Here is a 23968-nt window from a genome sequence, read left to right as displayed (position 1 = left end):
CTCTTTATCTTTTGCGGTAATAACGGGTGAAACCGAAAACAACGGCAGCAAATGCCACAAAAAGCAAGATGCCGATGGTGTAAATGAACATGTCGGAGAGTTTGAGAAGGAAATTATTGGCAAACAACGAGCCATTGACCACCATCTCCTTAGACGAACCGAAGAGCAGGGCGAGCAGCAGAATGACGGCTGTTCCCACGAACACGGCATACGAAATGGCGCGATAGGGGACGTTGTTCTCCGTGCCGTCGCTCTTTCCCGAAAGGCTAAATCCTTTAACGGCACTCCAAATGGCACATGCCAAGGCCAGTAAGAAGAGCACATACATCGTGTCGAGAACCACACCTGTGAACATGGGCGCAGTGATGTCGGGGTTGAAAACGTAGGGAATGTCGTAGCCCACCATGTAAAACAGCCCGAAAACAACCACGCACAAGCCTACCAACACGTAGAAAACGCGTTGCGAGAGCCGCTCGGCAGGGATGTTTTTGATGTTTAACCTTTTCATTTCGACAGCTTATGTTTCATAATAGAGTCGAGTAACGTAATGGACGACTCTTCCATTTGGGCCACCAAATGCTCTATCTTAGAGAGTATGTAGTTGTAAAACACCTGCAAAACAAGTGCCACAATGATACCGAAGATGGTGGTGATAAGGGCCACTTTCATACCGGCGGCCACCACAGGCGCACTGATGTCGCCTGCTTGCTCTATCTGGTCGAAGGCCATTACCATACCGATAACCGTGCCCAAGAAACCCAACGAGGGAGCCATAACGATGAAGAGCGTTATCCATGAGCAGCCTTTTTCGAGGTTGGCCGATTGAACGGTGCCGTACGAAACGATTGAACGTTCGATATTGTCTATCGTTTCGCTGATGCGCGTCAGTCCTTGATAGCAGATAGATGCCACAGGGCCGCGCGTGTTTCGGCATTGTTCCTTGGCCCCTTCTATGTCGCCTGCACTTATCTTTGCGTCTAAGTCGGCCATAAATCGTTTGGCGTTAATCTCCGAGAGGCTAAGATAGATGATGCGTTCGATGCAGAAAGCCAGTCCTAGCACCAATGCCAAGGCCACGAGCGACATGAAACCGGCATTGCCTTCGATGAATTTCACTTTAAGCGATTGGTGTAGTCCCATGCTTTCTTCCGTGTCGGCAAGGTCTAAGGAGGGGTTTGGCAATGGCACGGCAAGCGTGTCGGGCATGGTCTTTGCCGTGTCTTTGGGTTGCACTGGCGCGCTAACGCTGTCGGCAGTCTTTGCTTTGCGTGGCGTAGGTGTTTTGCCGTTGCCTTGCGCTTTCAGTTCGGCTGTTGCTGCAAAGAGCAACAGGGTTATAAATAATAAGTGGCTTAACTTGTGTCTCATTGATGTAATCAGTTGTCAGCGCATTATATGAACGCCGTTTTTTCTTCTCTTTATGTGGTTTATAAATATCTGCAAATGTAGTGCTTTTAAATCAATTGCCGCTTAAATGCCTTCGGGCTTGGCTCGTTTTTAGCAAGTATTAATCTTTCGTCGCAGTCAATGTGGCATTGGGTTGCCATGTAAACGGGGGCGAAAAACAAGCGGCAAGTGGGGCGATTAGCCCTTATCCGTTTTTTTCATCCGGCTTTTTCTGCTGATAGTTCTTATCCATTCTTGGCAGACCGTCTAGTTTAACCTTCCATGTTCCGTCTTGTTTTACCAGTTGCAAAGGAAAAGTGGCACTGTCTTTCAGTCTGCCGGGCTTGCCAATCGAGTCGAGAACAAAGAAGTTTTCCACGTTCAACGCCACTTCGGCAGCAACGCCTTTGGTGTCGCCTTGGGTTATTTCGTACGAGTAGGCAAAGTTGTTGGGCAGGTTTTTCATCTGCTCCAAGTCTTCGGGTTGCACTTGGCTGGCCGCAAATTGCAGCCATTTCTTCGAGTCGGGCGTACAGAACTGGGCAGCCTTGTCGAGCCGCCAATTAAAGAAATAGACGGCAAACGAGTCTACGCTGCCATCAAATTCGCGCGAAAAGGCAACCTTGCGCACGTCGCAACCAACAAGCAGGGTGGGGAGGAGCAATGCGCATACGGCGAGGAACTTTTTCATGTGTCAGTTAATTTAGCAAAGACAAAGGTAGGAAAAACTTTGGTTATTTCGCACTTTTTCCCTAATTTTGTGGAAAACTTTAAACGCAGGATGTTGAACTTCATTTCGTTGGGAAGCGGTAGCAGCGGCAATTGCTATTACTTATATACAGAAACAGAGGGACTTCTTATAGATGCAGGTGTGGGTATTCGCACTTTAAAAAAGCATTTTCGTGAATACAGCCTTTCGCTTGCACACATACAAAATGTTCTAATCACGCACGACCATGCCGACCATGTTAAGTCTGTTGGCAGTCTTAGTCGCGATTATGGGTTGCCTATCTATGCCACCCATCGCGTTCACGTGGGCATTGAGAAGAATTATTGCGTTCGGTGCAAGGTCAGTCCCGAACGATTGAAGTTGGTAGAGAAAGGTGTGGCCTTTCGTTTGGGCAGCTTTACCGTCACGCCTTTTAATGTTCCGCACGACAGTTTAGACAATGTGGGCTACCAAGTGCAGTTTGGCGACATTACATTTTGCTTGCTTACCGACGTGGGAGAAGTGACCGACGAGATGAAACCTTTTATCAATGCCGCCAACTACTTGGTGATTGAGGCCAACCATGATGTGGAAATGCTTTCGGGCGGCCCTTATCCGCAGCACCTTAAAGAACGTATCTTGGGCAAAACTGGCCATCTTAGCAATGCGGACTGTGCCGAGGCGTTGGCCCAAAACGCATCCGAAAACCTTCGCCACGTTTGGCTTTGCCACCTAAGCGAGGAGAACAACCACCCCGAATTGGCCAAGAAAACGGTTGAACAGACTTTGCGCAGCTATGGTATTGTGGCAGGTAAAGACTTTGAGTTGGAGGTTTTGAAACGTAAAAGTCCAACAGGCGTGTACGAGTTGACCTAGGTTTCCATGCCCTTTAAGGCTCTTCATTTGGGTAGTCTTATATTGTATGAAAGGCAGGTGCCAATCGTTTTGCTAGCTTATTAAACCCAAATCGGACGTTAGCAACCTACTTGCACTCTTTTCCCAACGTCTAATGTGGTGTTAATTCTGGTGTTTTTATTTTACAAAACGCCTTCCGCTTACCACTCCATTCTAGCGGAAATATAGGTTATAAAGTAGGTAAATATCTACTATTTCTAACATTTCACGTCTTTTGTTTTGTCTGTTTTTAAGAACAGAACCTGCGTTTTGCACCATTTAGCCTTTCTAGTTTGGTTGCCAGCTCGTATTTTTTCAAACCCAATTACCCACTTTTAACCCCTAAAAACCTACATTTTAATGGATGTTTTGCCCCTTTTAGCTATGTGTTTCATGGTTCAAGAAGGTTTTATTTATACCGTTGCAGTGTATGTTTATGCTTTTGGACCCACATTTTACGACATTTTACCTTGCATTTAGCAGCATTTTGCCTTGCGTTTAGCACCAAAACGCACTGCATTTAGCACCAAAACGCACTGCATTTAGCACCAAAACGGCTTGCGTTTAGCAGCAAAATGCATTGCATTTTGCTGCAAATAGCCCGAAATCTGGTGCAAATGGCACTTTTGGAGAATATAAATTCATTTTGCCTCATTCACAGACTAACCCCTTTTTGCATCAAAACAAACCGATGCGAGAATCGAAATTTTGCGGCCGTGTTGACAATTGGTGGAGAAAAAGGTAGCCATAATGTTAAAACTTACACTGAAAATAAGACATATTTTAGTTGACGAATTGACAAGTTCTTATGCCGTGCTTTGACACAAACTCTGCCCCATATTTGACATAAGAACATAAGGGACATAAAGTGAATCAATGTTTTTTTCTGGATTAGATAGCTAACATGTTATAGGTGCAGCCATTTTTTCACCTTTTCGTCATTAGGAGTTATGGGGTGGAGGAGTTATGGGATGGAGGAGTTAAGGAGTTATGGAGTTAAGGAGTTAAGCCAATTGCAATGGTGGCGTTAGCCATTCTTTCACCTTTTCACCTTTTAGAGGCGCAGCCATCTTTTCACCTTTTCACTCTTTCACCCTTTCACCTTTTAAAGGCGCAGCCATCTTTTCACCCTTTCACCTTTCCATCTTTTCTTCCCTATAAAGCCAATGCGCTTTACCTGTCATGTTGTGCATCCGGCGAACCACCTTTTGTGGCGAAAGCACCTTGATGCCAGGTCCATAACTCATCAACACTGAGTAAAGTTCGAAGTTTAGCACCACTTTTATGCTGAAAACGCAGCCTCCTTGTTCCGGATGCTCGTCCTCAACTTGCTGAGAAGGGTGCAGCGGCTTGGTGGAAATGTACCCTGCTTGCTCATCGTCTGCCCAGAACATCACGGTTCTGGGTTTGTCTCCCACATTCTTACTCACTCCGATAACGTCGTCGAAAAAGTGCTCTGCATCAAAATTGGGGTTGTCGCGATAAGGCTCGTCGGCCGTTTCCACCTTCACTATGCGGTCTAAGGGCAGGTTAAACAGCACCATGTCGTCCGCAGTAGAACCGAACAGGAACCAACGATTGCGAAACTCTTTCAGCAAATGCGGACACAAAACCAGCGTTATAGGCTCTTTGGCCGAGAACGATTGGTAGCTGATGCGCAAGGTCTGTCGATGCGCAATGTAGTTGTATAAGGGGTTAAGCAGGCGCAAACCTTTCAGGTTAGGCATCTTGTCGAAATGCACAATGGGTTTGCGATGATTGCGAGCAATGGCCAAATGGTCTTGCAGGCGATTCACAACATCGCTCATTTCGGTAAACTGCTCAAAGTCTTCAAGCTGCCTAAGCAGGTCCACAGCCTCTTGCATCACCTCGTAATCGTTTTGCGATAAGGGCATGTTGTTGATGCTAAACGTGGCGTCGGCATAGCGATAGAACTTGTGTTCGTACACTTCGATGGGCGCGTTATAGCCTAATTTGTCCGAACGCATCATCTGCAAGTCGGCCTGAACCGTTCTTACCGATACGCCTTTGCGTATTCCTTCCAAGTCGTAAAGGGCATCGCTGCATGCGTCTACCAAGTCGTCGAGCGTCCATCGCCTGTAACGGTTGCGCAGGCAGTCGTCAATGGTTTTATACCTTATCAGTGCATTCTTATTGGCTGGCATCGTTATATATATATTAAATTAGGTGTATGGCGAAGGCCGTTCGCTTGTTCCATGTGATGGAGAAACTACCATTGGCATGCTTGTTTGATGGCTTATGCAAAGGCGGTAGTGTTATGGCGATGGCTGTTCGCTGTACTAAAACATCACAAAGATAGCGAGTTTCTACGCAACCTATTTGCGTAGAGGTGATAAAATTGAAAAAAATGGGGTTTAAATGCAAGTTTTTTCTCATTACGCAAAAACACTGCGTACCCTTAAACGAACTTTGCAAACGAAAAGGGAAGGCAACCAGCCAACCTCTAAAAAACAACATATCGGCAACATAACACATTAAATATATATAGCAATGGAAATAAAAATAATAAACAACAGGCCTGTGATGATATGGGCTAGCAGTGTAGATGCTAAGGCTATGCAACAGATTGAGAACCTTATCACGTTGCCCTTCTTGTTTCACCACCTTGCCATTATGCCCGACGTGCATGCAGGAATGGGTATGCCCATTGGCGGTGTGCTGGCTTGTAAAGATGCAGTTATACCCAATGCCGTGGGCGTAGACATTGGTTGTGGCATGTGCGCAGTGAAGTCGAACTATAAGGTGACCGACATATCGCCAGATGTTTTGAGGAAGAAAATAATGAGTGGCATTAGGCAACGCATACCCTTAGGCATGATGCACCATACGGAACCTCAACCCGAATGTTACTTACCCAAGGGGCATGAGATAGACCGCATGGAGGTGGTGAAACGTAGGCAGGCGGCCATTGTTTACGAAGTGGGTACGCTTGGCGGAGGAAACCACTTTATAGAACTGCAAAAAGACGAGGAAGGAAACCTTTGGGTGATGTTGCATTCAGGCTCGCGAAACCTTGGTAAGCTAGTTTGCGAACATTATAACAAGCTTGCCCAGCAGCTTAACGCCCGTTGGCACACGGTGGTAGACGAGAAATTGCATTTGCCTTTCTTACCCGTTGGGTCGACAGAGTTTAAAAATTATTGGGCAGAAATGCAATATTGTATAGATTTTGCGTTATGCAATAGAAGCCTGATGATGCAAAGGGTGCAAGAGGTGCTTGCAGAAGCACTGCCCGGCATTGCGTTCGAGCCGATGATAAACATTGCGCATAACTATGCCGCATGGGAAAACCACTATGGTAAGAACGTTATTGTACATCGCAAAGGTGCTACTTTGGCTCGCGAAGGCATGGTGGGCATCATCCCCGGCTCGCAAGGAACGGCATCGTATATCGTAGAGGGGCTTGGCAATGCTGCCTCGTTCAATTCTTGTTCGCATGGTGCAGGTCGCGTTTTAAGTAGAACGGCCGCCATAGCATCACTGGATATGCAGGCCGAAGTGGCACAGCTTGAGGCCAAAGGCATTGTTCATGCCATACGTTCGCAAGACGATATGCAAGAGGCAACAGGCGCATACAAAGACATCGAAGAGGTTATTGCCAACCAAACAGACCTGATTAAGGTGAAAACCAAACTGTTACCCATCGCGGTGATTAAGGGTTAAGGTGGCTAGGCAATGAACAAGACTGCGCAACGGGTGATAAGGCGTAGTGCTCCTTTATATAAAGGCATGTGTTTATCGCTAACACACCCTAACGGCGCAGCTTGGCGCATACTGTAAAGGGAAATGGAGGGACGGTCAAGTTGGTCTTACTTCAACATCTAAGGGATTTTAGACCAGCAATTACCGCCCTCTCACCCCCTTTTTTATTTAGGTGGCGATTTCGTTAGTCTGTGAGTTGATGAGTTATAACCCTCAAACATCCTCCTAAGTTTATAACTTATAAGCTAAGGCGTATGCGGGGGAACGTAATACAATTAGGAACTAAACAGCGATGAAACGCTACGTCTATATTTCTAGATTATAAAGCCAATGGCGAGCAATAACACCTCGCCCATATTTCAACTGCTTGGAAAACAACCAGCATCAACAATTCCACAACATGGACAACATCATAGCAAACAAAGTGGCTTTGCGTTATCAAGCCCTGTTTATAGATATTGATAGCCAACAGATAAAGCAACCCCACGAACCAACTGTGGTTGCGTTGACCTTGGTTTCGCGCCTTAGCAAGTTTGGATATGGCGTAGAACAAGATTTGTTGCAGGCGTTTTATTGGGCGTCTGCCAAACAAATTGAGGATGTTTATGTAGTGATGGCTGATGTGTTGCGCCTGAAACAGAATTGGGCTTCCTTGGTAAAAGGTTGGGGTACGCCAACAAAAGAAAGCCTTATCGACCATTTTATCACCTATGTGGCCAACTTGTTTAAGGGGAAACTTCAACTGGAAGGCACAACTTTGCCTTGCGGACACTTCATTCCCTACGGCACTTTCCCGTTAGAACGATACAACGGTTGCCCTTATTGCGGCACACCGTTTGTCACTTCAACATTCGTTTACGAGGGACAGGGAAAGAAACTAAAGCCCCTGCACCTCTTTACACGCGTTGACTTGGAGCGCGAACTTCGCACTTTGCTTACCTCGCCCACGCCGTTAGATGCTACTCAGGCGCAATCGGTGGCGCAACTGCTCATGTTGTTCGATTTGCCTAGCGATGTAAACATTGCCATGAAAGAGACGGCGATGATTGCCATTAAGGCATTGGTGGCGGCAGGAAAAGGCGAACAGGCAACAAGGCTTTTTGAAACGCCTGCCGATATACTGCGGTTTCTATGGTACGAGAAAAATGGATGCGCACGAATTATTGAACCCCGAACGCTCATTGCCAACGCCAGAGGTCTTTATTGGCACATGGCCGCACAAGAAAACAAGGCTAGTGAAGCGGGAGAGGCTATGCGCGAGCGACTAAAACTGAAATACAACAGGGCGTATTGCCGACTTGTGGCCACGTGGATGAATGCCATTCCCCTATCTAGCGAGAAGTCGGCAGAGGCAATGCACGCCAAAAGGGGAATGTGGGTGCGTATGATTAGGGCATTGCGGCTGGCCGAATATGCGCGTAAGAAAGGGTTCGAACGACTTGCCGCATTGCTAGATGTGTTTTATTGCCAAACTTACACCCCTTGGCTAGGTATGCTAGACAAGGCACGAAGGGCTAACGATGCGCAACTAACCCTCTCGTTATTGTCCCAACGCCCTGGCTTGTTCGCCCGTAGTCTGTTCTCAACCATGCTTAACTTTGATTCGCAGACAACACTTGCGGCCTTCGAAGGCATTGTTCATCAGCTGCCTGCGCGTCTGTTGCTTTCGTTAAACAATGGGGCTAAGGCCTATTTCGACCCAAAGCGCATGCGCTTGGCACGTCCTATAACAGGTGTGATGCACAATCTTGACCCTCATCCGCTGCTTGTTTCTTTCGATGATGCACAGCTGAAACAGATGATTGCAGACGTAAATGCGATGTACAAGCGAGCAATGAAAAGCCGATATGCGCAACAGGCGCACTGTGCTGGTGGTAGCGTTTATATTGACCCGCGACTTTATCAGGTGCCAATTGGCGTGGGCGATAGGTCGAATAGCGTTCAAGACAGAGCATGTGCGTTGCAAGGAACGCGATTTAAGGTAGAAGGCAATGCCGTTAGGCTGTTCATGCAATGGGGCAATGGTTTGCATGCCCAACACCTAGACATGGACCTAAGTGCTCGTATTGCCTTTGAAAATGGTAAATCAATGTTTTGCTCTTATTTCAACTTATCTTGCCCAGGAGCAAAGCATTCGGGCGATATACGAAATATTCCAGAGCAGGTTGGTACGGCCGAGTACATCGAATTGAACTTAAACGAATTGGAAAAGGCTGGTGCGCGATACGTAACATTTAGTTGCAATGCCTACTCTTGCGGTGCACTGTCGCCCAATTTAATGGTTGGTTGGATGAATTCTGCCTATCCCATGACCGTTTCTGATAAGGATGGTGTGGCCTACGACCCATCGTGCGTTCAGCATGTGGTGCGTGTTGACGAGTCCAATTTGTCTAAGGGACTTGTTTTTGGCGTGCTTAAAGTGGAGCAAAGAGAGATAGTTTGGTTGGAGATGCCATATACTTCACAAACTATTTTAGGCGTTGATGCGGCTAGTGTTGAGGCTCTTCTCAAACGATTGGAAGAGAAAACGACGGTTGGCGAACTGCTGGAAATAAGAGCCGAGGCGCAAGGTGCAACGTTAGTTGGCAACGAAAGCGATGCCGATGAACGCTACACTTACCAATGGGCACTGAATACCGCGGAGGTGAGCAAGCTGTTGTTGGGTTAAGATAAAGAAGTATAAGCAGGTTTGCAGGCTAACGGGAAGGCAAAGGAAATGGTTAACTTGTTTCTTGCCGACTCGTCAGCTTGTTTGCTTGTTAGTTCGTTTACCTGTCAACTCATAAACTTATCCTAGGTTCACTCGTCAACTGGTTAACTTATCTTCTTGTTGACTTGTCAACCAATCTCCTTTCTTCACTTGCTTAATATTTCCAAGTTGTTATCTCCAATCTTAGCAGCCATAACCGAATAGCTACTTCCCGCCGAGCCATAGATGGTAGTGGTGGAGGCCAGCATCCACAGTTCGGCCACTCCACCCCTAATGCCTGCAATGCTATTGCGTGCGGCAGGCTTGGGCGAAGTGATGATGCGGTTGCCAAATTCGGCCTTTAATGCCGTCTTGGTAGCTTCGTCGTCGGTTGCAAGAAATATGCGCGTGTCATTGTGTTGATCAATTTCGCGTCGTGCAGCATCGACAAATAGGCTAAGCGGACTTCGTTCAATCGACTCCTTATTGTCTGTGCGCCTAATGTGCATGCCAATGGTATGCGCCGAGAAATGTTCGCGATAGCTTTGTATTTCATCGAGAACAGGACCGACGGGATGGAACAAATGCTTATAAACAGAATTGGGAACGTTTCCAAAATCTTGGTAACAGCTCATATAGCTGTTCTTTCCTCTTGCCCATTCATTAAAGTTGAATCCTTGATTTTTTAAGGGTGTAACCTGCCATTCGTCTATGCGTTGCGCGAAACGGAGCCTCTGATACAATAGTGGAATACGGAAATTACGCTTTCTAGGCCGGTCGAGTGTAAGTAGTTCCCATGCTTTGGCCTCCCTTGCCACCATCTCTGCGTTATCAATAGGTTCGAAAATGGAATGGAAAGGGGCATTAAGTGCCCAATCGCAAAACCATATCGTCTCGACTTTAACCCCTGTATTTGCGGCTAACTGCCATGCCGATGCCATAGCGCGCATTCTGTTGGCTAGTCCGCCTGAGGGTACAAAAAGTAGTTTTCCTGTATTCATTGCATTTGATTTCGTGTTGTATTGAATGCAGATTGCCATGATAATTGTTGTCGGTTGTACGCCTATCTCTAGGCAATGGCATACTGTTAAACAACTTTATGTGGCTTTCCGTTCATCATTTAGTTTGTTGGTGTGAGTGCATATCACGAGAGTTCGCCTGCCGAAAGTGGAGTGGAATGGCCGAAACGTGCCCTCGCATGGATGTTTATTCCACGATGTCGAACACATCCTCCTTATCTTTCTCCGATTGTTTTGGCGCTTTCTTCTGTTTTTTCAAGTTGCCCTTATCGTCTAGCAAGCCATAGGTCGTGCGTTGAACCACAAATTCTGTTCTGCGGTTCAGCTGGTTGCATATCTCCTGCTTGTCTTTGTCTAGCTTGGTAATAAAGTCTTCGGTCAGCACATCGCCCTCTTTCAACCACTTATAACGCTCAGTCAGTTTCTTTCTAATGGTTTTAGGCTTTTCCTTACCATAGCCAACGGGGGTGAGTCTTTGTGGGGCGATGCCTGCCTCGATAAGGTATTGCACCACGGCATTGGCTCTATGTTGTGACAATACCTTATTGTATTCGGGCGTTCCGCGATAATCGCAGTGCGCACTTAGTTCGATAGTAACGTTGGGGTTCTCGTTAAGAAGTTTCACAAGTTCGTCTAGTGCCTGCTTTGATTCAGGGCGCAGGGTGTACTTATCCAGGTCGTAAAAGATGTTATCGATGAGTACGGGAGCCGTGATGGAGGCCAAGGGGAACTGCAAAACGTATTCGTGTGAGGTTTCGGAAGGTTTCACCGCGAGTTCTTCTTTGTGGTTGAGGTAGCCCTTGCAGGTGGCCAACATCACGTATTCAACGCCTGGTTTCACCACTTGTTTGAATGAACCATCGGCCAACACATTCAGTTTGAGGTTCGTTCCATCGTTTCCCACCATAAATACTTGTGCCGCGGGCAGTTCGTAACCGTCTTGTTCGTACACCCATCCTTTAATGCTCTGCACTATTTCGGGATATTCGAAGGCGTAGATGTGGTCCCATCCGCGCGCATCTCCACGATTCGAAGAGGAGAATCCGCGGTTGTATGGGCCTTCGAAGGTAAGTCCGAAGTCGTCGCCATTCGAGTTTAGGGGAAATCCTAGATGCTCTATCGTCCATCGTTGGTCGGTATTTTGCCGCGCCACATACACGTCTAGCCCACCCAGTCCAACGTGTCCGTCGGACGAGAAGTAAAGATCGCCGTTGGGTCTGAACGTAGGGAAACATTCGTTACCGGCTGTATTGATGGGTTCACCAAGGTTCTCCATTTCTCCCAAGCCGTTGGTGGTAAGTCTAATGCGCCATAAGTCTTGCCCACCTTGTCCCCCTGGCATGTCCGAAACAAAGTAAAGCCATTGTCCATCGGGCGAAACGGCAGGGTGGGCGAAACTTGAAAGCGTGTCTTTTGATATGTCTAGTTTCGTGGCCTTTGCCCAAGCAGCATCCGAACGGGCAGAAGTCATCACCTGCGCATAACGCGGATAGTTGGGGTCTGTGGTGCATTGGGTAAAGTACATCGTGCGTTGGTCGGGCGAGAAGGTACAAGCCCCCTCATCGTATTCGGTATTCAGTCCGCCTTGCACGGGTTCGGGCTTGCTCCATTTGCCCTTGTCATCGCGTTCCGAAACAAAAATGTCGGCAGGTTTAGCACCTGTTATTCCGCTTAGCGCATCGCCCTTGGCCTCGTTTCGGGTGGACGAGAAGTAAAGTTTGTTGTGGTCGTCGCCGAAGTACATGGGCGAATAGTCGGCCCTGTGAGAGTTAAATGCGTCCATGCGTTTTACGATATAGTGTGAGCCTTCGCTCTTAGCTTGCGCCGCTTGTTGTGCAGAGATAAGTCCTTCGTTGGCCAATTTGTTTCCAGGCAACGAGTCGAGGGCAATCTTAAATTGCGTTTCTGCTGCCTTGTATGCTCCCGTTTTGAGCAGTTGTCTGCCCAAAAGAAGGTGCGTGTTGGCGTCGGCTAGCCCAAAACGCAGCACATTTTGGTATGCGCCCACAGCCTTTTGGCTAGCGTTCATTTTGTCGTAGCAGAACGCCAGCTTGGTAGAGATGTGCCCTCTTGCGGCTTTATCTTTGGCTGGCGTTCGCGTATAAGCCTGTTTAAAATTATTGGCGGCATCGAAATATTCGCCCAGTGCCAAGTTTTTTTCACCCTTCTTGATGTAAGCGTCGGCACCACACGATGTGGCGATGATGGTTAAGACCATCAGAAGGGTGTTTATGTGAATTGGTTTCATCTTGTTGTTTCTTCGTATGAAGTTGGCAGCTTTTTGTATTAGCAACGTGCTTTTGGGCGTTTTATTATAATGGCTGGTTTAAAAGTTCCTGCTGCATAACAAGTGGGCTTTACTTAGATGGGCCCTGCCGTGGCTTTGGGTTTATGGTCTGCATGGCTCGTTTACACCTTCACCAAGTCGCTCATTACGCTATCACTGATAAAGATACCCGTTCTTGAAAGCGCAATGTTGTTGCCCGAAAGCACTAGGTGGCCTTGCTTTAAATGATGTTCGGCGGCTTCCAAAAGATACTGGCGATGCGCATTGCTTAACCTATTGAGGTCTAATCCCTCTTTTGTTCTGAGTGCTGTTGTTATCCAATCGTTGTATTTTGTGTCCTCGTTTAGCACTTCTCTTTCCATTGGCAGGATGCCGTTTTCAATGGCATCCATGTATTTTCGAAGGTTGGAGACGTTCCATTGGCGCGAGTTACCATCGTAAGAGTGAGCCGATGGGCCAAGTCCCAGGTACGGAATGGCTTGCCAATAGCTGGCATTGTGGCGCGACCTGAACCCTTCGCGAGCGAAGTTACTTATCTCGTAATGTTCGTAGTTGTTGGCAACGAGCGTGTCTACAAGTAGGTTGAACATGTCTAGGCTTAGGTTGTCGTCTATTTCCGACACGCGTTGTTGTTGTAGAAGTCGGAATAGTGGCGTGCCTTCTTCGTACATCAGACTGTAAGCCGAGATGTGTTCAACGCCAAGTTCAATGGCATTTTGTAAGTCTATGGCCCATTCGTCAAGTGTCTGTTTGGGAAATCCGAAGATAAGGTCGATGCTGATATTGTTGATGCCCACTTGTCTAAGCCTTTCAATGGCAGGTGCTATGTCGGTAGCCTTATGTCGTCTGCGAAGGAATGTTAGCCGTTCGTCGGAGAATGTTTGAACGCCCATGCTGATGCGGTTAACGGGCAGGCGGCTGATGGTTTGGGCAAATTGGGGCGTTATGTCGTCGGGATTGCACTCGATGGTTACTTCGACATTGGGCGAAATATGGAAGGCAGGTAGCTGTTGCTCCTTATTATATATGGTGTCGAACAGCCGTTGTAAGTTTTGTTCGCTTAGTTGCGAAGGCGTTCCACCGCCCAAATAAATGGTATCTATCGTTATCGCCGACGAGGGGAAGGCCTTGTCAAGCAGGTAATCGCGCCTCATTGCCAGCTCGGAACACAGTGCCTGCACAAGGCGGTCTTGGCTAGAAAGGGTAGTTGTGGTGTAGAAAGCGCAATAGATGCACCTGCTTGCACAGAAAGGAACATGTATGTAAATACCAGCCATCTTTTTCTTTTTAGGAGCAAAAGTACTAAAATGTTTTAAATTCTGTACACTTTTTATGTGATGTTTTGGTGGGGTGGTATAAAATACCTATCTTAGACGGCGGAAAAGGCAACGATGCTTTTCTCCATGAAACGTGAGATTACTAACACTTTAAATCTTTTGATATGAGGGTTTATCAGACGAACGAAATTAAGAACATTGCCCTAGTGGGCAGTGCGGGTTCCGGCAAGACCACTCTTGCCGAGGCAATGCTTTTTGGTAGTGGTGTAATCAAGCGCCGTGGCTCGGTGGAAGCAAAGAACACGGTGAGCGATTATTTCCCCGTTGAACAGGAATATGGCTACTCGGTCTTCCCGACAATATTCCATGTAGAGTGGAACAACAAAAAGCTGAACATCATCGACTGTCCCGGAGCTGACGATTTTGTGAGCGGAGCAATAACCGCGCTGAACGTTACAGACGAGGCCGTTATCCTGATTAACGGGCAATACGGTCCCGAAGTGGGAACACAAAACAATTTCAGATATACGGAAAAACTCAAGAAACCTGTTATCTTCCTTATCAACCAGCTGGATTCAGAGAAGTGCGACTTCGATAATATCATCTCGACCATGAAGGATATCTATGGCGAGAAATGTGTGCAAATTCAGTATCCAACGCAAACAGGGCCAGGCTTTAATGCCATCATCGACGTGCTTACCATGAAAAAATATTCGTGGAACGCTGAGGGAGGCTCGCCAAAGGTGGAAGACATTCCTGCTGAAGAAATGGAAAAGGCTACGGCTTTGAATAAGATATTGGTTGAGGCAGCAGCCGAGAACGACGAAGGACTGATGGAGAAGTTCTTCGAAAGCGAAACGCTTACCGAAGACGAACTGCGTGAAGGCATTCGCAAAGGTCTTGTAACGCGCAGCATTTTCCCCGTATTCTGCGTGTGCGCAGGCAAAGACATGGGTGTGCGTAGACTTATGGAGTTCTTGGGTAATGTGGTTCCGTTCGTAAGCGAGATGCCCAAACTGCACAATACTCGCGGTGAAGAAATAACACCTGCAGCGGAAGGACCTACCTCCATTTACTTCTTTAAAACGGGAATGGAACCGCACATCGGCGAAGTGTCTTATTTCAAGGTGATGAGCGGGTGCGTAAAGGTGGGCGACGACATGACGAACGCCGACCGCGGTTCGAAAGAACGTATCGGACAACTTTACGCTTGTGCTGGCGCAAACCGCATACCCGTAGACAAACTGAATGCAGGCGACATCGGATGTACCGTTAAACTTAAAGACGTAAAGACTGGTAACACCCTCAACGCTAAGGATTGCGACAATAAGTTCGATTTTATCAAATACCCCAATTCAAAATATTCGCGCTCAATAAAGGCCGTTAACACGCAAGACACCGAGAAGTTGATGGCTGCCTTGCTTAGAATGCACCAGGAAGACCCAACATGGGTGGTGGAGCAAAGCAAGGAGTTGCGACAAACCATCGTACATGGTCAAGGCGAGTTCCATTTAAGAACCCTCAAATGGCGACTGGAAAACAACGAGAAACTGCAAGTGAAATTCGGTGAACCGAAAATTCCTTATCGTGAGACCATCACCAAGTCGGCTAGCGCAGAGTATCGCCACAAGAAACAGAGTGGTGGTGCAGGGCAATTTGGTGAAGTTCATCTCATTATCGAGCCTTATGCAGAAGGCATGCCCGACCCAACAACCTATAAGTTGAATGGCCAGGATGTGAAGATGAATATCAAGGGCAAAGAAGAATTGCCGTTGGAGTGGGGAGGCAAGCTGGTGTTTATCAACTCGGTTGTTGGTGGAGCCATTGATGCACGTTTCATGCCGGCAATACTGAAAGGCATCATGGACTGTATGGAACATGGTCCGTTAACGGGCAGCTATGCGCGAGACGTACGTGTTATCGTGTATGATGGCAAGATGCACCCCGTAGATTCAAACGAACTTTCGTTCATGTTGGCTGCACGTCGCGCCTTCTCTGACGCGTTTAAGGCAGCAGGACCAAAGATTCTCGAACCCATTTACGACTTGGAAGTGTACGTTCCAGACGATTTCATGGGCGACGTGATGAGCGACTTGCAAGGTAGACGCGCATTGATAATGGGAATGGACAGCGAGGCTGGATACCAAAAGCTGATGGCTAAGATTCCTTTGAAGGAACTGTCTAACTATTCTATCTCGTTGAGCTCGCTTACAGGCGGCCGCGCATCGTTCACCACTAAGTTTGCTAGCTATGAGCTTGTTCCGAACGAAATACAGCAAGAGCTTATTAAGGAACACGAGGCCGAGCTGGCTAATGAAGAAGAGTAAATTTGTTTAGGTTTATCATTAATTAAGTCCCTGGCAGCCATCGTATGTGGCTGTCGGGGATTGATACCATTCGAAAAACGCCTTTTTACCAGGAAAGCACTGAGAGTTAATTGCCTATATTCGCATACACACTGGCTTTTTCGTTAACGTATTTGAAAATGGGAAACGTTTTTAACATTCGAGTTGTGTTATCTCGTTTGCCCTGTTAATTTTGCAAATATGAAGAAAAGAACGATTTGGACAATAGCAATCATAATGGGAACTTCTTTCCTTGCTCTTCTGTTCGTACAGCTGAAGTATATTCAGGAGATGGCGGACATGAAGAAGGAGCAGTTTGATGAGTCTGTAAATCGAGCTTTATATCAAGCGTCGCGTAACATGGAACTTAACGAAACGCTTCGCTATCTTGAAAAAGACATTAACGAAACCGAGCATAAGGCACTTCAAAACGATAGTGCTAGTGGGCGAAACGGTTTGCCCGACGGCTCTTACCAGCGTTCGCACCAATTGTCGCTTGGCGACAAGGGCGGCATGATGTACACGGCTTTCGAACTGAAAACCATTACAACCAAACCCTCGCAAATGCCAAAGGCCATGATTTTGAGGAGCGACAAGAACTCGCTCTCCGAAGCATCGAAAGCCATGCAAGAGGTGGTTAAGAACAGGTATGTTTACCAACGCGCGCTGTTAGACGAGGTGGTGTACACCATTCTTTATTCGGCATCTGAGCGTCCGCTGAAAGAGCGCATCAACTTCAAGTCGCTAGATCAAGACCTTAAAAACGAATTGATGAGCAACGGCATAAACCTGCAATACCATTTCACGGTGTCAACGCCCGATGGTAGAGAAATTTATCGCTGTTCTGACTATTCGGAAGAGGGCGAAGACTATTCTTACTCGCAGGTGTTGTTCAGAAACGACCCCGCCTCTAAAATGGGATTGGTGAAGATACACTTCCCCGACATGAACAGCTACATTTATTCAAGCGTGCGTTTTGTTATCCCCTCGGTTATATTCACATTGGTGTTGCTTGTCACTTTCATCTTCACCATCGTGGTTATCTTCCGCCAGAAACGGTACACCGAGATGCGAAACGACTTTATCAACAACATGACGCACGAGTTGAAGACGCCCATCAGCAGCATTTCGCTTGCCGCCCAAATGCTGAACGATACCAGCGTTACCAAGAGCGAGAGCATGATGAAACACCTGGGGGGCGTTATAAACGACGAGTCGAAACGCTTACGGTTCCTTGTTGAGAAGGTTTTGCAGATGTCGCTCTTCGACAAGAAGAAAGCCATCTTCAACATGAAACAACTCGACCTCAACGAAATGGTCGAGAATATTGCACACACGTTCACCCTAAGAGTTGAGCATACGGGTGGTAAGATATACACAGAAATAGAGGCGATAGACTCTACCATCTATGTAGATGAAATGCACTTCCAAAACGCCATCTTCAACTTGATGGACAATGCAGTGAAGTATAAGAAACCCGATGGCCCACTGGACATATACCTTCGTACATGGAACGATGATGACCACCTTTACCTTTCGGTGCGAGATACGGGTATCGGCATAAAGAAAGATAATTTAAAGAAAGTGTTTGAGAAGTTCTTCCGTGTTCATACAGGCAACCTTCACAATGTAAAAGGTTTCGGACTGGGGCTCGCTTACGTAAAAAAGATAATAGACGTACACAAAGGTGAGATTTCCGTAGAGAGCGAATACGGCAAAGGAACAACGTTTACGATAAAATTACCAATAATAAAAGATTAAAGATTATGGACGAGAAATTGAAAATCCTGTTATGCGAGGACGATGAGAATTTGGGAATGTTGCTTCGCGAGTACTTGCAGGCTAAGGGCTATATGGCTGAACTTTGTCCTGACGGCGAGGCTGGCTACAAGGCCTTTTTGAAAACGAAGTTTGATATTTGTGTGCTAGATGTGATGATGCCTAAAAAGGATGGCTTTACATTAGCACAGGAGATAAGGCAAGCTAACTCTGAAATCCCCATTGTTTTCTTAACGGCCAAGACGCTGAAAGAAGACATCCTGGAAGGTTTCAAGATTGGAGCAGACGACTATATCACCAAGCCTTTCTCGATGGAAGAGTTGGTTTTCCGTGTAGAGGCCATACTGCGCCGCGTTCGCGGAAAGAAGAATAAGGAAAATACCTTATATCATATAGGCAAGTTCTTGTTCGACACGCAGAAACAACTGCTTACCATTGGCGGCAAGCAAACCAAGCTTACCACCAAGGAAAATGAGTTGTTGGCACTGCTTTGTTCGCACGCCAACGAGATTTTGCAGCGTGACTTCGCACTGAAAACCATTTGGATAGACGACAATTATTTCAATGCTCGCTCAATGGACGTGTATATCACGAAATTGCGTAAGCATTTGAAGGACGATGAAGACATCGAAATCATCAACATCCACGGTAAGGGTTATAAGCTGATAACACCTGATGTGGAGTAGGCTATAAACTAAAAAGTTTCTGAGTTCGTTGGTTCGTGGGCTAGCTAGTTCATGAGTTTTTAAGCTCTCAAGTTCTTCTGCAATTATAAGTTCGTAAGCTTTTAATTTTGGGGAGAATAGGAGATGGCGTGTAAACTCATAACTCACAAACTCAATAACTCAAAAACTTAGGTAACTTAATTAACCTTAGCTTTCCATTTTAACGGGGTGCTTGGCAAATCTGCCAGTGCCCCGTTGACGCGTATGCTTTAAACCCATCGTATGTGATGCAGGTTTAATATTCGCTCGACTTCTTTTGCCAAACAACATGTAGCACGGCACCGCAAACCACCGAAACCAGTCCTACAAAGAGCGGAAGGTTGCTGTGCGTCCACTTGGCAAAGTAGCTAACGATAAATATAATAACGCCCATGCAGACCAACGCAAGGCCGATATATGGATAAAATTTCCTCATAATCAATCTAATGTGAAGACAAAATTACAAAAAAGGTTTGGTTAAATCAATAAAAATCAATACCTTTGCACCGCAATTTGCAAAATAACATTTATTAATTACATTTTCAGTATGAATCAATACGAAACCGTTTTCATTTTGACTCCCGTTTTGTCTGATGAACAGATGAAGGAAACGGTCGCTAAATTCAAGAAACTCCTCACCGATAAAGGTGCCGAGATTGTGAACGAAGAGGCCTGGGGATTGAAAAAAATGGCTTATGCTATTCAGAAGAAATCAACAGGCTTCTATTGTCTGTTGGAGTTCAAGGCCGAGCCAGAAGTGATTAAATCGCTCGAAACAGGCTATCGTCGTGACGAGAAAGTTATCCGTCACATGGTAGTGAAACTCGACAAGTACGCTGTACAATACGCCGAGAAGAGAAAGCACAAGTGGACTAAAAAATTAGAGGAGGCTTAAACATGGCAGACAAACAATCAGAAATTCGCTATTTGACCCCACCCTCGGTGGATACCAAAAAGAAGAAATATTGCCGTTTCAAGAAGAGCGGTATCAAATACATCGACTACAAGGATCCCGAGTTCCTCAAGAAGTTCCTTAACGAGCAGGGAAAGATTTTGCCCCGTCGCATCACAGGCACTTCGCTCAAATACCAACGCCGCGTGGCACAAGCCATCAAGCGCGCACGCCAAATAGCGTTGCTTCCTTATGTAACCGATTTGATGAAATAACGAGAGGAGGAACAGAATGGAATTAATACTCAAAGAAGACATTATCGGACTAGGTTATAAGAACGATATTGTAAACGTAAAAAGCGGCTATGGCCGTAACTATCTCATCCCTACGGGTAAGGCCGTTATTGCCTCCGAGTCGGCTAAGAAGGTTCTCGCCGAGAACTTGAAACAACAGGCTCACAAGCTTGCTGCCATCAAGGCCGAGGCCGAAAAGAAGGCGAAAGCACTAGAAGGCGTGGCACTTGTTATCGAGGCCAAGGTTTCTGCAACTGGCGCAACATACGGCTCGGTTAACGCAGCCACCGTTGCCGAAGAATTGAAGAAACAAGGCATCGAGGTAGACAGGAAGATTATCACCATGCGCGATATAAAGCGTGTTGGCGATTTCGAGGCTGTTGTTCACTTCCATAAAGAAGTGGAAATAGTTGTTCCTGTTAAGGTTGTTGCCGAAAACGCAGTGGTTGAAACACCCGCAGTAGAAGAAACGGTCGTAGCTGAGGTTGTTGAGGAAACCCCCAACGCCGAAGTAGAGGAAACTCCCGCAGCAGAATAATTTTGCACTGTAAAGCAAATCTATATGAACCCCGATTGGCCAAAGGTCAGTCGGGGTTTCTGTTTTTATGCCTTCTACATCTAGGCATCAGACTAATAAGGTGGGATGTGTAATTTTGAGATATTGAACGAAATTCTGCTCAACCCACAAACCCGCAAGCTCATCAATTCACCAACCCAGACAAGCTCATCAACTCTTCAACCCCCAAGTTCATCAACCCCACAAGCTCATAACTCATTAACTCATTAACTCATCAACTCAAAAACTCGTAAACTCAAATACTCATCAACTCAAGAGCTCACTAACTCATCTACTCAAACCCACCCCAACCCATCAACTCATCAACTTAAAAATATTATTTTTATTTTACAATAGTGTTCTAATTTCCACTCAGTTCTAGCGAAAATTAAGGTAAAAAAGTAGGTAAATAGCCACTATTTCTAGCCATTCACGTCTTCTGATGTGTCCGTTATTAAGAAAAATAGCTGCATTTTGCACCATTTAGCCTTTCTAGTTTGGTTGCCGGCTCGTAATTTTTCAAGCCCAATTACCCACTTTTAGACCCTAAAATCCTACTTTTTAACTACATTTTCGCCCTTTCCGGTCTTGTTTTTAATGGTTCTATAAGGTTTTGTTTATACCATTGTGGTGTATATTTATGCGTATCATTGCGCATTTAGCAGCTTTTTAGCTTGCGTTTAGCACCAAAACACACTGCATTTTGCACCAAAACGCATTGCATTTAGCACCAAAACGCACTGCGTTTAGCACCAAAATGCACTGCGTTTTGCGGCATATTGCACTTCATTTTGCTGCAAATAGCCTAAGAACTGGTGCAAATGGCGGTTCTTTGAAATAAATATTCATTTTACCGTATGCACAAGCTAACCCCCCTTTACGTCAAAACCAACCTTCGCGAGAATCGATTTTTCGCGGCAAGGTGAGCGGTTGGTGGACGAAAAGGGCACTTATAATGTTAAATTTATTACATAAAACTAGACAAAAGCGGTTGTGCTAAGTACGCGCGCATGGGCAACGGCACAGAAAGCACGTACGCTTACGACCGCCAGCGCGAGTAGTTGTAGGACATACTGCTCATGGCCAACGGAAACAGTATCATGGAAACGCAGAAGTCATCTGCCATCGACAGCCGGTTTTTGGGCTTGTAGAGAATGTATAGAATGACTTCCATCAGGTCATTTTTGAGACATAACCACGTTTAGCCACAGACAAATGGTGCAGAATTTTGGATTTTATCGTATCTTTGTCCAGTACTTCGTGCATGAGAGGGGTGTTTGTTTTGGTTTTGCATCACAAAGATAATATACTCCTCTCAATTCGTATAAACAATAAAAGTCGAGACAACTTCATTGTAAAAAAGTTTTGGACAATAAGGAGATAAACAATGTGCAATAGCAGCGACATCGTGTCCGCTGTTCTACCGAGGGCAGTGATCACTGTGGTTTTCGACATGCCCCCATTGGTTTATGTGCGACTAAATATGAGGGAGTTATCCAACCATTAACACCATTAATGATGGAAAAGGTCAGAGATTGTCAGTTGTTTATGACAACAACAGACGAAAAGATGTTTTGTAAGGCCTTGAGAGTTTTTAATCCTAATATATACTTTTTGGATGTAAAGCCCTCTTTTGAAGCGTGTATAGACGAGCGCTTAGTTACCGATGTAACGAGATTGGATAGTGATATCTTCTCAATAGTCAATCTTGACATGATTAGTAAGGGAGAATTGAGCAAGTGTTACAAAATGCGTAGCGGATATTACCACTTTTTCCAACTAGGCCGAGCTCAAATGCAATTCTTACGTTCAGCACCTGATAGAAATGTAGAAGGTTGTTTGCAGCATGGCAGGATAGCCGATTCGTATAAGATAGTAGACAAAGAAGAAAGGGCATGGAAGAATAAGGTGTATGCTATTCTAAAGAAAATAGGACAGAAAGTATATTGGTATTACACCTTACCCGATGGAACAAGAGAAATTTCACCTAAGCCAGAGAACAATCTGGTTGCATTTCCTGATGCTGCTGTAAACTATAATGGTAAGTCAGGTAATTTCATGATTCATAATCGAGCAAAGTTTGTTCCTCAAAATATCGCCGTAAGCGAACTAAATGATAATCCAAACCTTGCAGGTGTATAAGGTGTTTTGTTGTCAAGAAGACAACGAGTTTGGAAACCCTATATGCTCGGTTGCATTTTATTAAACCGAAATCGGTTCATTACAGATTTTCAAAAGCAACGTGTTATGAACATCCTTCTTTATTATTTGGAATACGACTTGCGAGTTGACGCTTTGCGCCTGTTCAGTATTTCCTTTGGCAAAATCAAAGCGTTTTTTTCTAATGAACTGATTGTGGTTAAATGTGTGTAATGGAATAATGTACAGCATTTGCAGTGAGCAAATAAGTATAGGGCGGCGATTATTTGCAGAGTTGGAAGAAAAGTATTAATTTTGCATAATAGTTAAAATCAATTACAACAACAAATTAAATTCGGTATGAAAGCATACGTTTTCCCTGGTCAGGGAGCACAATTTGCGGGTATGGGTAAAGACCTGTACGACTCAAAGCCTTTGGCAAAGGAACTGTTTGATAAGGCCAACGAAATCCTTGGTTATAGTATCACGGACATAATGTTCAACGGAACTGATGAGCAACTTAAAGAAACAAAGATAACTCAGCCTGCTGTGTTCTTGCACAGCGTTATTTCGGCCCTTTGTTTGGGCGACGAATTTACCCCATCAATGGTTGCCGGACATAGCTTGGGCGAGTTTTCTGCACTCGTAGCAGCAGGCGCGTTGAGCTTTGAAGATGGCTTACGCTTGGTTTATGCCCGTGCAATGGCCATGCAAAAGGCTTGCGAAGTGGCTCCCGGAACAATGGCCGCCATCGTTGGTTTGGACGATGAAACGGTGGAAAAGGTTTGCCAACAGGTAAGCACAACGGGCAACGTGGTGGTTGCTGCCAACTACAACTGTCCCGGACAGCTTGTTATTTCCGGTAATATTGGTGCCGTAAACCAAGCTTGCGAACTGCTTAAAGAGGCTGGTGCAAAACGTGCGTTGCCCTTGAAGGTGGGGGGAGCCTTCCATTCGCCCTTGATGCAGCCAGCAAAAGACGAATTGCAGACTGCCATTGAGAACACTACGTTTGCTGAACCAAAGTGTCCCGTTTACCAAAACGTTGACGGACTGGCTCACACTGCACCCGAAGAGATTAAGAAGAACCTCATAGCACAGCTTACCAGCTCGGTAAGATGGACTTCTAGCGTGCAAAACATGATAAAAGACGGTGCCAACGACTTCACCGAATGCGGTCCAGGTAAGGCCTTGCAGGGCATGATTGGTCGCATAGACAAGGCTGTTGCTGCACACGGCATAGAATAATCATTACTTGGGAGCGCCTTTCTGCGCA

At 45.9% G+C, this 23968-nt stretch carries 20 protein-coding genes; 11 read left to right on the top strand and 9 right to left on the bottom strand.

The genetic code is table 11. The features are described from left to right. Positions 1–4: 4 nt before the first annotated feature. From BN93_RS08805 to BN93_RS08795, 3 genes are all read right to left on the bottom strand, one after another. Entirely contained in the window at positions 5–508 is a 504-nt protein-coding gene (locus tag BN93_RS08805; RefSeq protein WP_019187974.1) for a hypothetical protein, read from the bottom strand. Continuing rightward, positions 505–1368, bottom strand: coding sequence for a MotA/TolQ/ExbB proton channel family protein (locus BN93_RS08800; protein WP_084768743.1), 864 nt, complete (start codon positions 1366–1368; stop codon positions 505–507). Before BN93_RS08800 ends, BN93_RS08805 begins: the two co-directional genes overlap by 4 nt. 223 nt (positions 1369–1591) lie before the next feature. Beyond that, positions 1592–2077: a hypothetical protein gene (locus BN93_RS08795; protein ID WP_019187972.1), complete on the bottom strand. Its 486-nt coding sequence runs from the start codon at positions 2075–2077 to the stop codon at positions 1592–1594. Positions 2078–2167: 90 nt separating this feature from the next. Between BN93_RS08795 and BN93_RS08790 the strand changes: the two genes are divergently transcribed. Then, complete coding sequence (locus BN93_RS08790; RefSeq protein ID WP_044260304.1) at positions 2168–2971, top strand: MBL fold metallo-hydrolase; 804 nt, start codon at positions 2168–2170, stop codon at positions 2969–2971. A 1151-nt stretch (positions 2972–4122) separates the two neighbouring features. Here BN93_RS08790 and BN93_RS08785 read toward each other — a convergent pair. Then, on the bottom strand, positions 4123–5154 hold the full coding sequence (locus BN93_RS08785; protein WP_019187970.1) for a helix-turn-helix transcriptional regulator: 1032 nt from the start codon (positions 5152–5154) through the stop codon (positions 4123–4125). 346 nt (positions 5155–5500) lie between these two features. On the opposite strand from BN93_RS08785, the gene BN93_RS08775 reads away from it, so the two are divergent. Together BN93_RS08775 and BN93_RS08770 are read left to right on the top strand one after the other, a co-directional pair. Then, the gene (locus tag BN93_RS08775; RefSeq protein ID WP_019187968.1) at positions 5501–6673 is read left to right on the top strand and encodes an RtcB family protein; all 1173 of its coding nucleotides are present in this window, start codon (positions 5501–5503) and stop codon (positions 6671–6673) included. 439 nt (positions 6674–7112) lie between these two features. Next, entirely contained in the window at positions 7113–9380 is a 2268-nt protein-coding gene (locus BN93_RS08770) for a TerD family protein (protein WP_044260302.1), read from the top strand. A 188-nt stretch (positions 9381–9568) separates the two neighbouring features. Here BN93_RS08770 and BN93_RS08765 read toward each other — a convergent pair whose 3' ends face one another. From BN93_RS08765 to hemW, 3 genes are all read right to left on the bottom strand, one after another. Then, positions 9569–10402, bottom strand: coding sequence for an O-fucosyltransferase family protein (locus BN93_RS08765; protein ID WP_044260237.1), 834 nt, complete (start codon positions 10400–10402; stop codon positions 9569–9571). Positions 10403–10607: 205 nt separating this feature from the next. Then, positions 10608–12668: a PorE family type IX secretion system protein gene (porE, locus tag BN93_RS08760; RefSeq protein WP_044260300.1), complete on the bottom strand. Its 2061-nt coding sequence runs from the start codon at positions 12666–12668 to the stop codon at positions 10608–10610. 161 nt (positions 12669–12829) lie between these two features. Next, positions 12830–13984, bottom strand: coding sequence for a radical SAM family heme chaperone HemW (gene hemW / locus BN93_RS08755; protein ID WP_009229454.1), 1155 nt, complete (start codon positions 13982–13984; stop codon positions 12830–12832). Positions 13985–14148: 164 nt separating this feature from the next. On the opposite strand from hemW, the gene BN93_RS08750 reads away from it, so the two are divergent. From BN93_RS08750 to rprY, 3 genes are all read left to right on the top strand, one after another. Continuing rightward, positions 14149–16311, top strand: a complete 2163-nt coding sequence (locus BN93_RS08750) for an elongation factor G (protein WP_009229455.1) — start codon at positions 14149–14151, stop codon at positions 16309–16311. A gap of 219 nt (positions 16312–16530) precedes the next feature. Next, positions 16531–18090, top strand: a complete 1560-nt coding sequence (locus tag BN93_RS08745; RefSeq protein ID WP_019187964.1) for a sensor histidine kinase — start codon at positions 16531–16533, stop codon at positions 18088–18090. Positions 18091–18095: 5 nt separating this feature from the next. Beyond that, positions 18096–18794 carry a response regulator transcription factor RprY gene (gene rprY / locus BN93_RS08740; protein WP_009229457.1) on the top strand — a complete coding sequence of 233 codons (699 nt, stop codon included), beginning with the start codon at positions 18096–18098 and terminating at the stop codon, positions 18792–18794. 274 nt (positions 18795–19068) lie between these two features. On the opposite strand, the gene BN93_RS08735 is transcribed toward rprY, so the two are convergent. Then, positions 19069–19248, bottom strand: coding sequence for a hypothetical protein (locus BN93_RS08735; protein WP_019187963.1), 180 nt, complete (start codon positions 19246–19248; stop codon positions 19069–19071). A 111-nt stretch (positions 19249–19359) separates the two neighbouring features. On the opposite strand from BN93_RS08735, the gene rpsF reads away from it, so the two are divergent. The 3 genes from rpsF to rplI are packed head-to-tail and all read left to right on the top strand — an operon-like array spanning position 19360 to position 20535. After that, the gene (gene rpsF / locus BN93_RS08730) at positions 19360–19707 is read left to right on the top strand and encodes a 30S ribosomal protein S6 (RefSeq protein ID WP_009229458.1); all 348 of its coding nucleotides are present in this window, start codon (positions 19360–19362) and stop codon (positions 19705–19707) included. A gap of 2 nt (positions 19708–19709) precedes the next feature. Beyond that, positions 19710–19979 carry a 30S ribosomal protein S18 gene (rpsR, locus tag BN93_RS08725; RefSeq protein WP_009229459.1) on the top strand — a complete coding sequence of 90 codons (270 nt, stop codon included), beginning with the start codon at positions 19710–19712 and terminating at the stop codon, positions 19977–19979. A 16-nt stretch (positions 19980–19995) separates the two neighbouring features. Beyond that, a complete protein-coding gene (gene rplI, locus BN93_RS08720) occupies positions 19996–20535 on the top strand; it encodes a 50S ribosomal protein L9 (RefSeq protein ID WP_019187962.1) in 540 nt (179 codons plus the stop codon). A 1057-nt stretch (positions 20536–21592) separates the two neighbouring features. On the opposite strand, the gene BN93_RS19070 is transcribed toward rplI, so the two are convergent. Next, on the bottom strand, positions 21593–21727 hold the full coding sequence (locus BN93_RS19070) for a hypothetical protein (protein WP_009229461.1): 135 nt from the start codon (positions 21725–21727) through the stop codon (positions 21593–21595). 341 nt (positions 21728–22068) lie between these two features. Here BN93_RS19070 and BN93_RS08715 point away from each other — a divergent pair, with 341 nt between their 5' ends. Both BN93_RS08715 and fabD read left to right on the top strand, forming a co-directional pair. Continuing rightward, positions 22069–22695, top strand: a complete 627-nt coding sequence (locus BN93_RS08715; RefSeq protein WP_019187961.1) for a hypothetical protein — start codon at positions 22069–22071, stop codon at positions 22693–22695. A gap of 357 nt (positions 22696–23052) precedes the next feature. Next, the gene (gene fabD / locus BN93_RS08705) at positions 23053–23940 is read left to right on the top strand and encodes an ACP S-malonyltransferase (protein WP_044260230.1); all 888 of its coding nucleotides are present in this window, start codon (positions 23053–23055) and stop codon (positions 23938–23940) included. Positions 23941–23968 lie beyond the last annotated feature (28 nt).

Origin of the sequence: Prevotella conceptionensis 9403948 (assembly GCF_000312305.1) — a bacterium.
Taxonomy (GTDB): Bacteria; Bacteroidota; Bacteroidia; order Bacteroidales; family Bacteroidaceae; genus Prevotella; species Prevotella conceptionensis.
Note: the sequence above shows the minus strand (reverse complement) of the source record. Positions and strands in the feature narration are given on the sequence as shown.

Excerpts from the sequence above, each read along its gene's own strand:
- BN93_RS08715 (WP_019187961.1), top strand. The coding sequence starts at position 22,069 with ATGATGGAAAAGGTCAGAGATTGTCAGTTGTTTATGACAACAACAGAC.
- porE (WP_044260300.1), bottom strand. The coding sequence starts at position 12,668 with ATGAAACCAATTCACATAAACACCCTTCTGATGGTCTTAACCATCATC.
- BN93_RS08795 (WP_019187972.1), bottom strand. The coding sequence starts at position 2,077 with ATGAAAAAGTTCCTCGCCGTATGCGCATTGCTCCTCCCCACCCTGCTT.
- BN93_RS08765 (WP_044260237.1), bottom strand. The coding sequence starts at position 10,402 with ATGAATACAGGAAAACTACTTTTTGTACCCTCAGGCGGACTAGCCAAC.
- BN93_RS19070 (WP_009229461.1), bottom strand. The coding sequence starts at position 21,727 with ATGGAAGTCATTCTATACATTCTCTACAAGCCCAAAAACCGGCTGTCG.
- BN93_RS08775 (WP_019187968.1), top strand. The coding sequence starts at position 5,501 with ATGGAAATAAAAATAATAAACAACAGGCCTGTGATGATATGGGCTAGC.
- BN93_RS08745 (WP_019187964.1), top strand. The coding sequence starts at position 16,531 with ATGAAGAAAAGAACGATTTGGACAATAGCAATCATAATGGGAACTTCT.
- BN93_RS08770 (WP_044260302.1), top strand. The coding sequence starts at position 7,113 with ATGGACAACATCATAGCAAACAAAGTGGCTTTGCGTTATCAAGCCCTG.
- rplI (WP_019187962.1), top strand. The coding sequence starts at position 19,996 with ATGGAATTAATACTCAAAGAAGACATTATCGGACTAGGTTATAAGAAC.
- rpsF (WP_009229458.1), top strand. The coding sequence starts at position 19,360 with ATGAATCAATACGAAACCGTTTTCATTTTGACTCCCGTTTTGTCTGAT.
- fabD (WP_044260230.1), top strand. The coding sequence starts at position 23,053 with ATGAAAGCATACGTTTTCCCTGGTCAGGGAGCACAATTTGCGGGTATG.
- rprY (WP_009229457.1), top strand. The coding sequence starts at position 18,096 with ATGGACGAGAAATTGAAAATCCTGTTATGCGAGGACGATGAGAATTTG.
- BN93_RS08735 (WP_019187963.1), bottom strand. The coding sequence starts at position 19,248 with ATGAGGAAATTTTATCCATATATCGGCCTTGCGTTGGTCTGCATGGGC.
- BN93_RS08750 (WP_009229455.1), top strand. The coding sequence starts at position 14,149 with ATGAGGGTTTATCAGACGAACGAAATTAAGAACATTGCCCTAGTGGGC.
- BN93_RS08790 (WP_044260304.1), top strand. The coding sequence starts at position 2,168 with ATGTTGAACTTCATTTCGTTGGGAAGCGGTAGCAGCGGCAATTGCTAT.
- BN93_RS08800 (WP_084768743.1), bottom strand. The coding sequence starts at position 1,368 with ATGAGACACAAGTTAAGCCACTTATTATTTATAACCCTGTTGCTCTTT.
- rpsR (WP_009229459.1), top strand. The coding sequence starts at position 19,710 with ATGGCAGACAAACAATCAGAAATTCGCTATTTGACCCCACCCTCGGTG.
- BN93_RS08805 (WP_019187974.1), bottom strand. The coding sequence starts at position 508 with ATGAAAAGGTTAAACATCAAAAACATCCCTGCCGAGCGGCTCTCGCAA.
- BN93_RS08785 (WP_019187970.1), bottom strand. The coding sequence starts at position 5,154 with ATGCCAGCCAATAAGAATGCACTGATAAGGTATAAAACCATTGACGAC.
- hemW (WP_009229454.1), bottom strand. The coding sequence starts at position 13,984 with ATGGCTGGTATTTACATACATGTTCCTTTCTGTGCAAGCAGGTGCATC.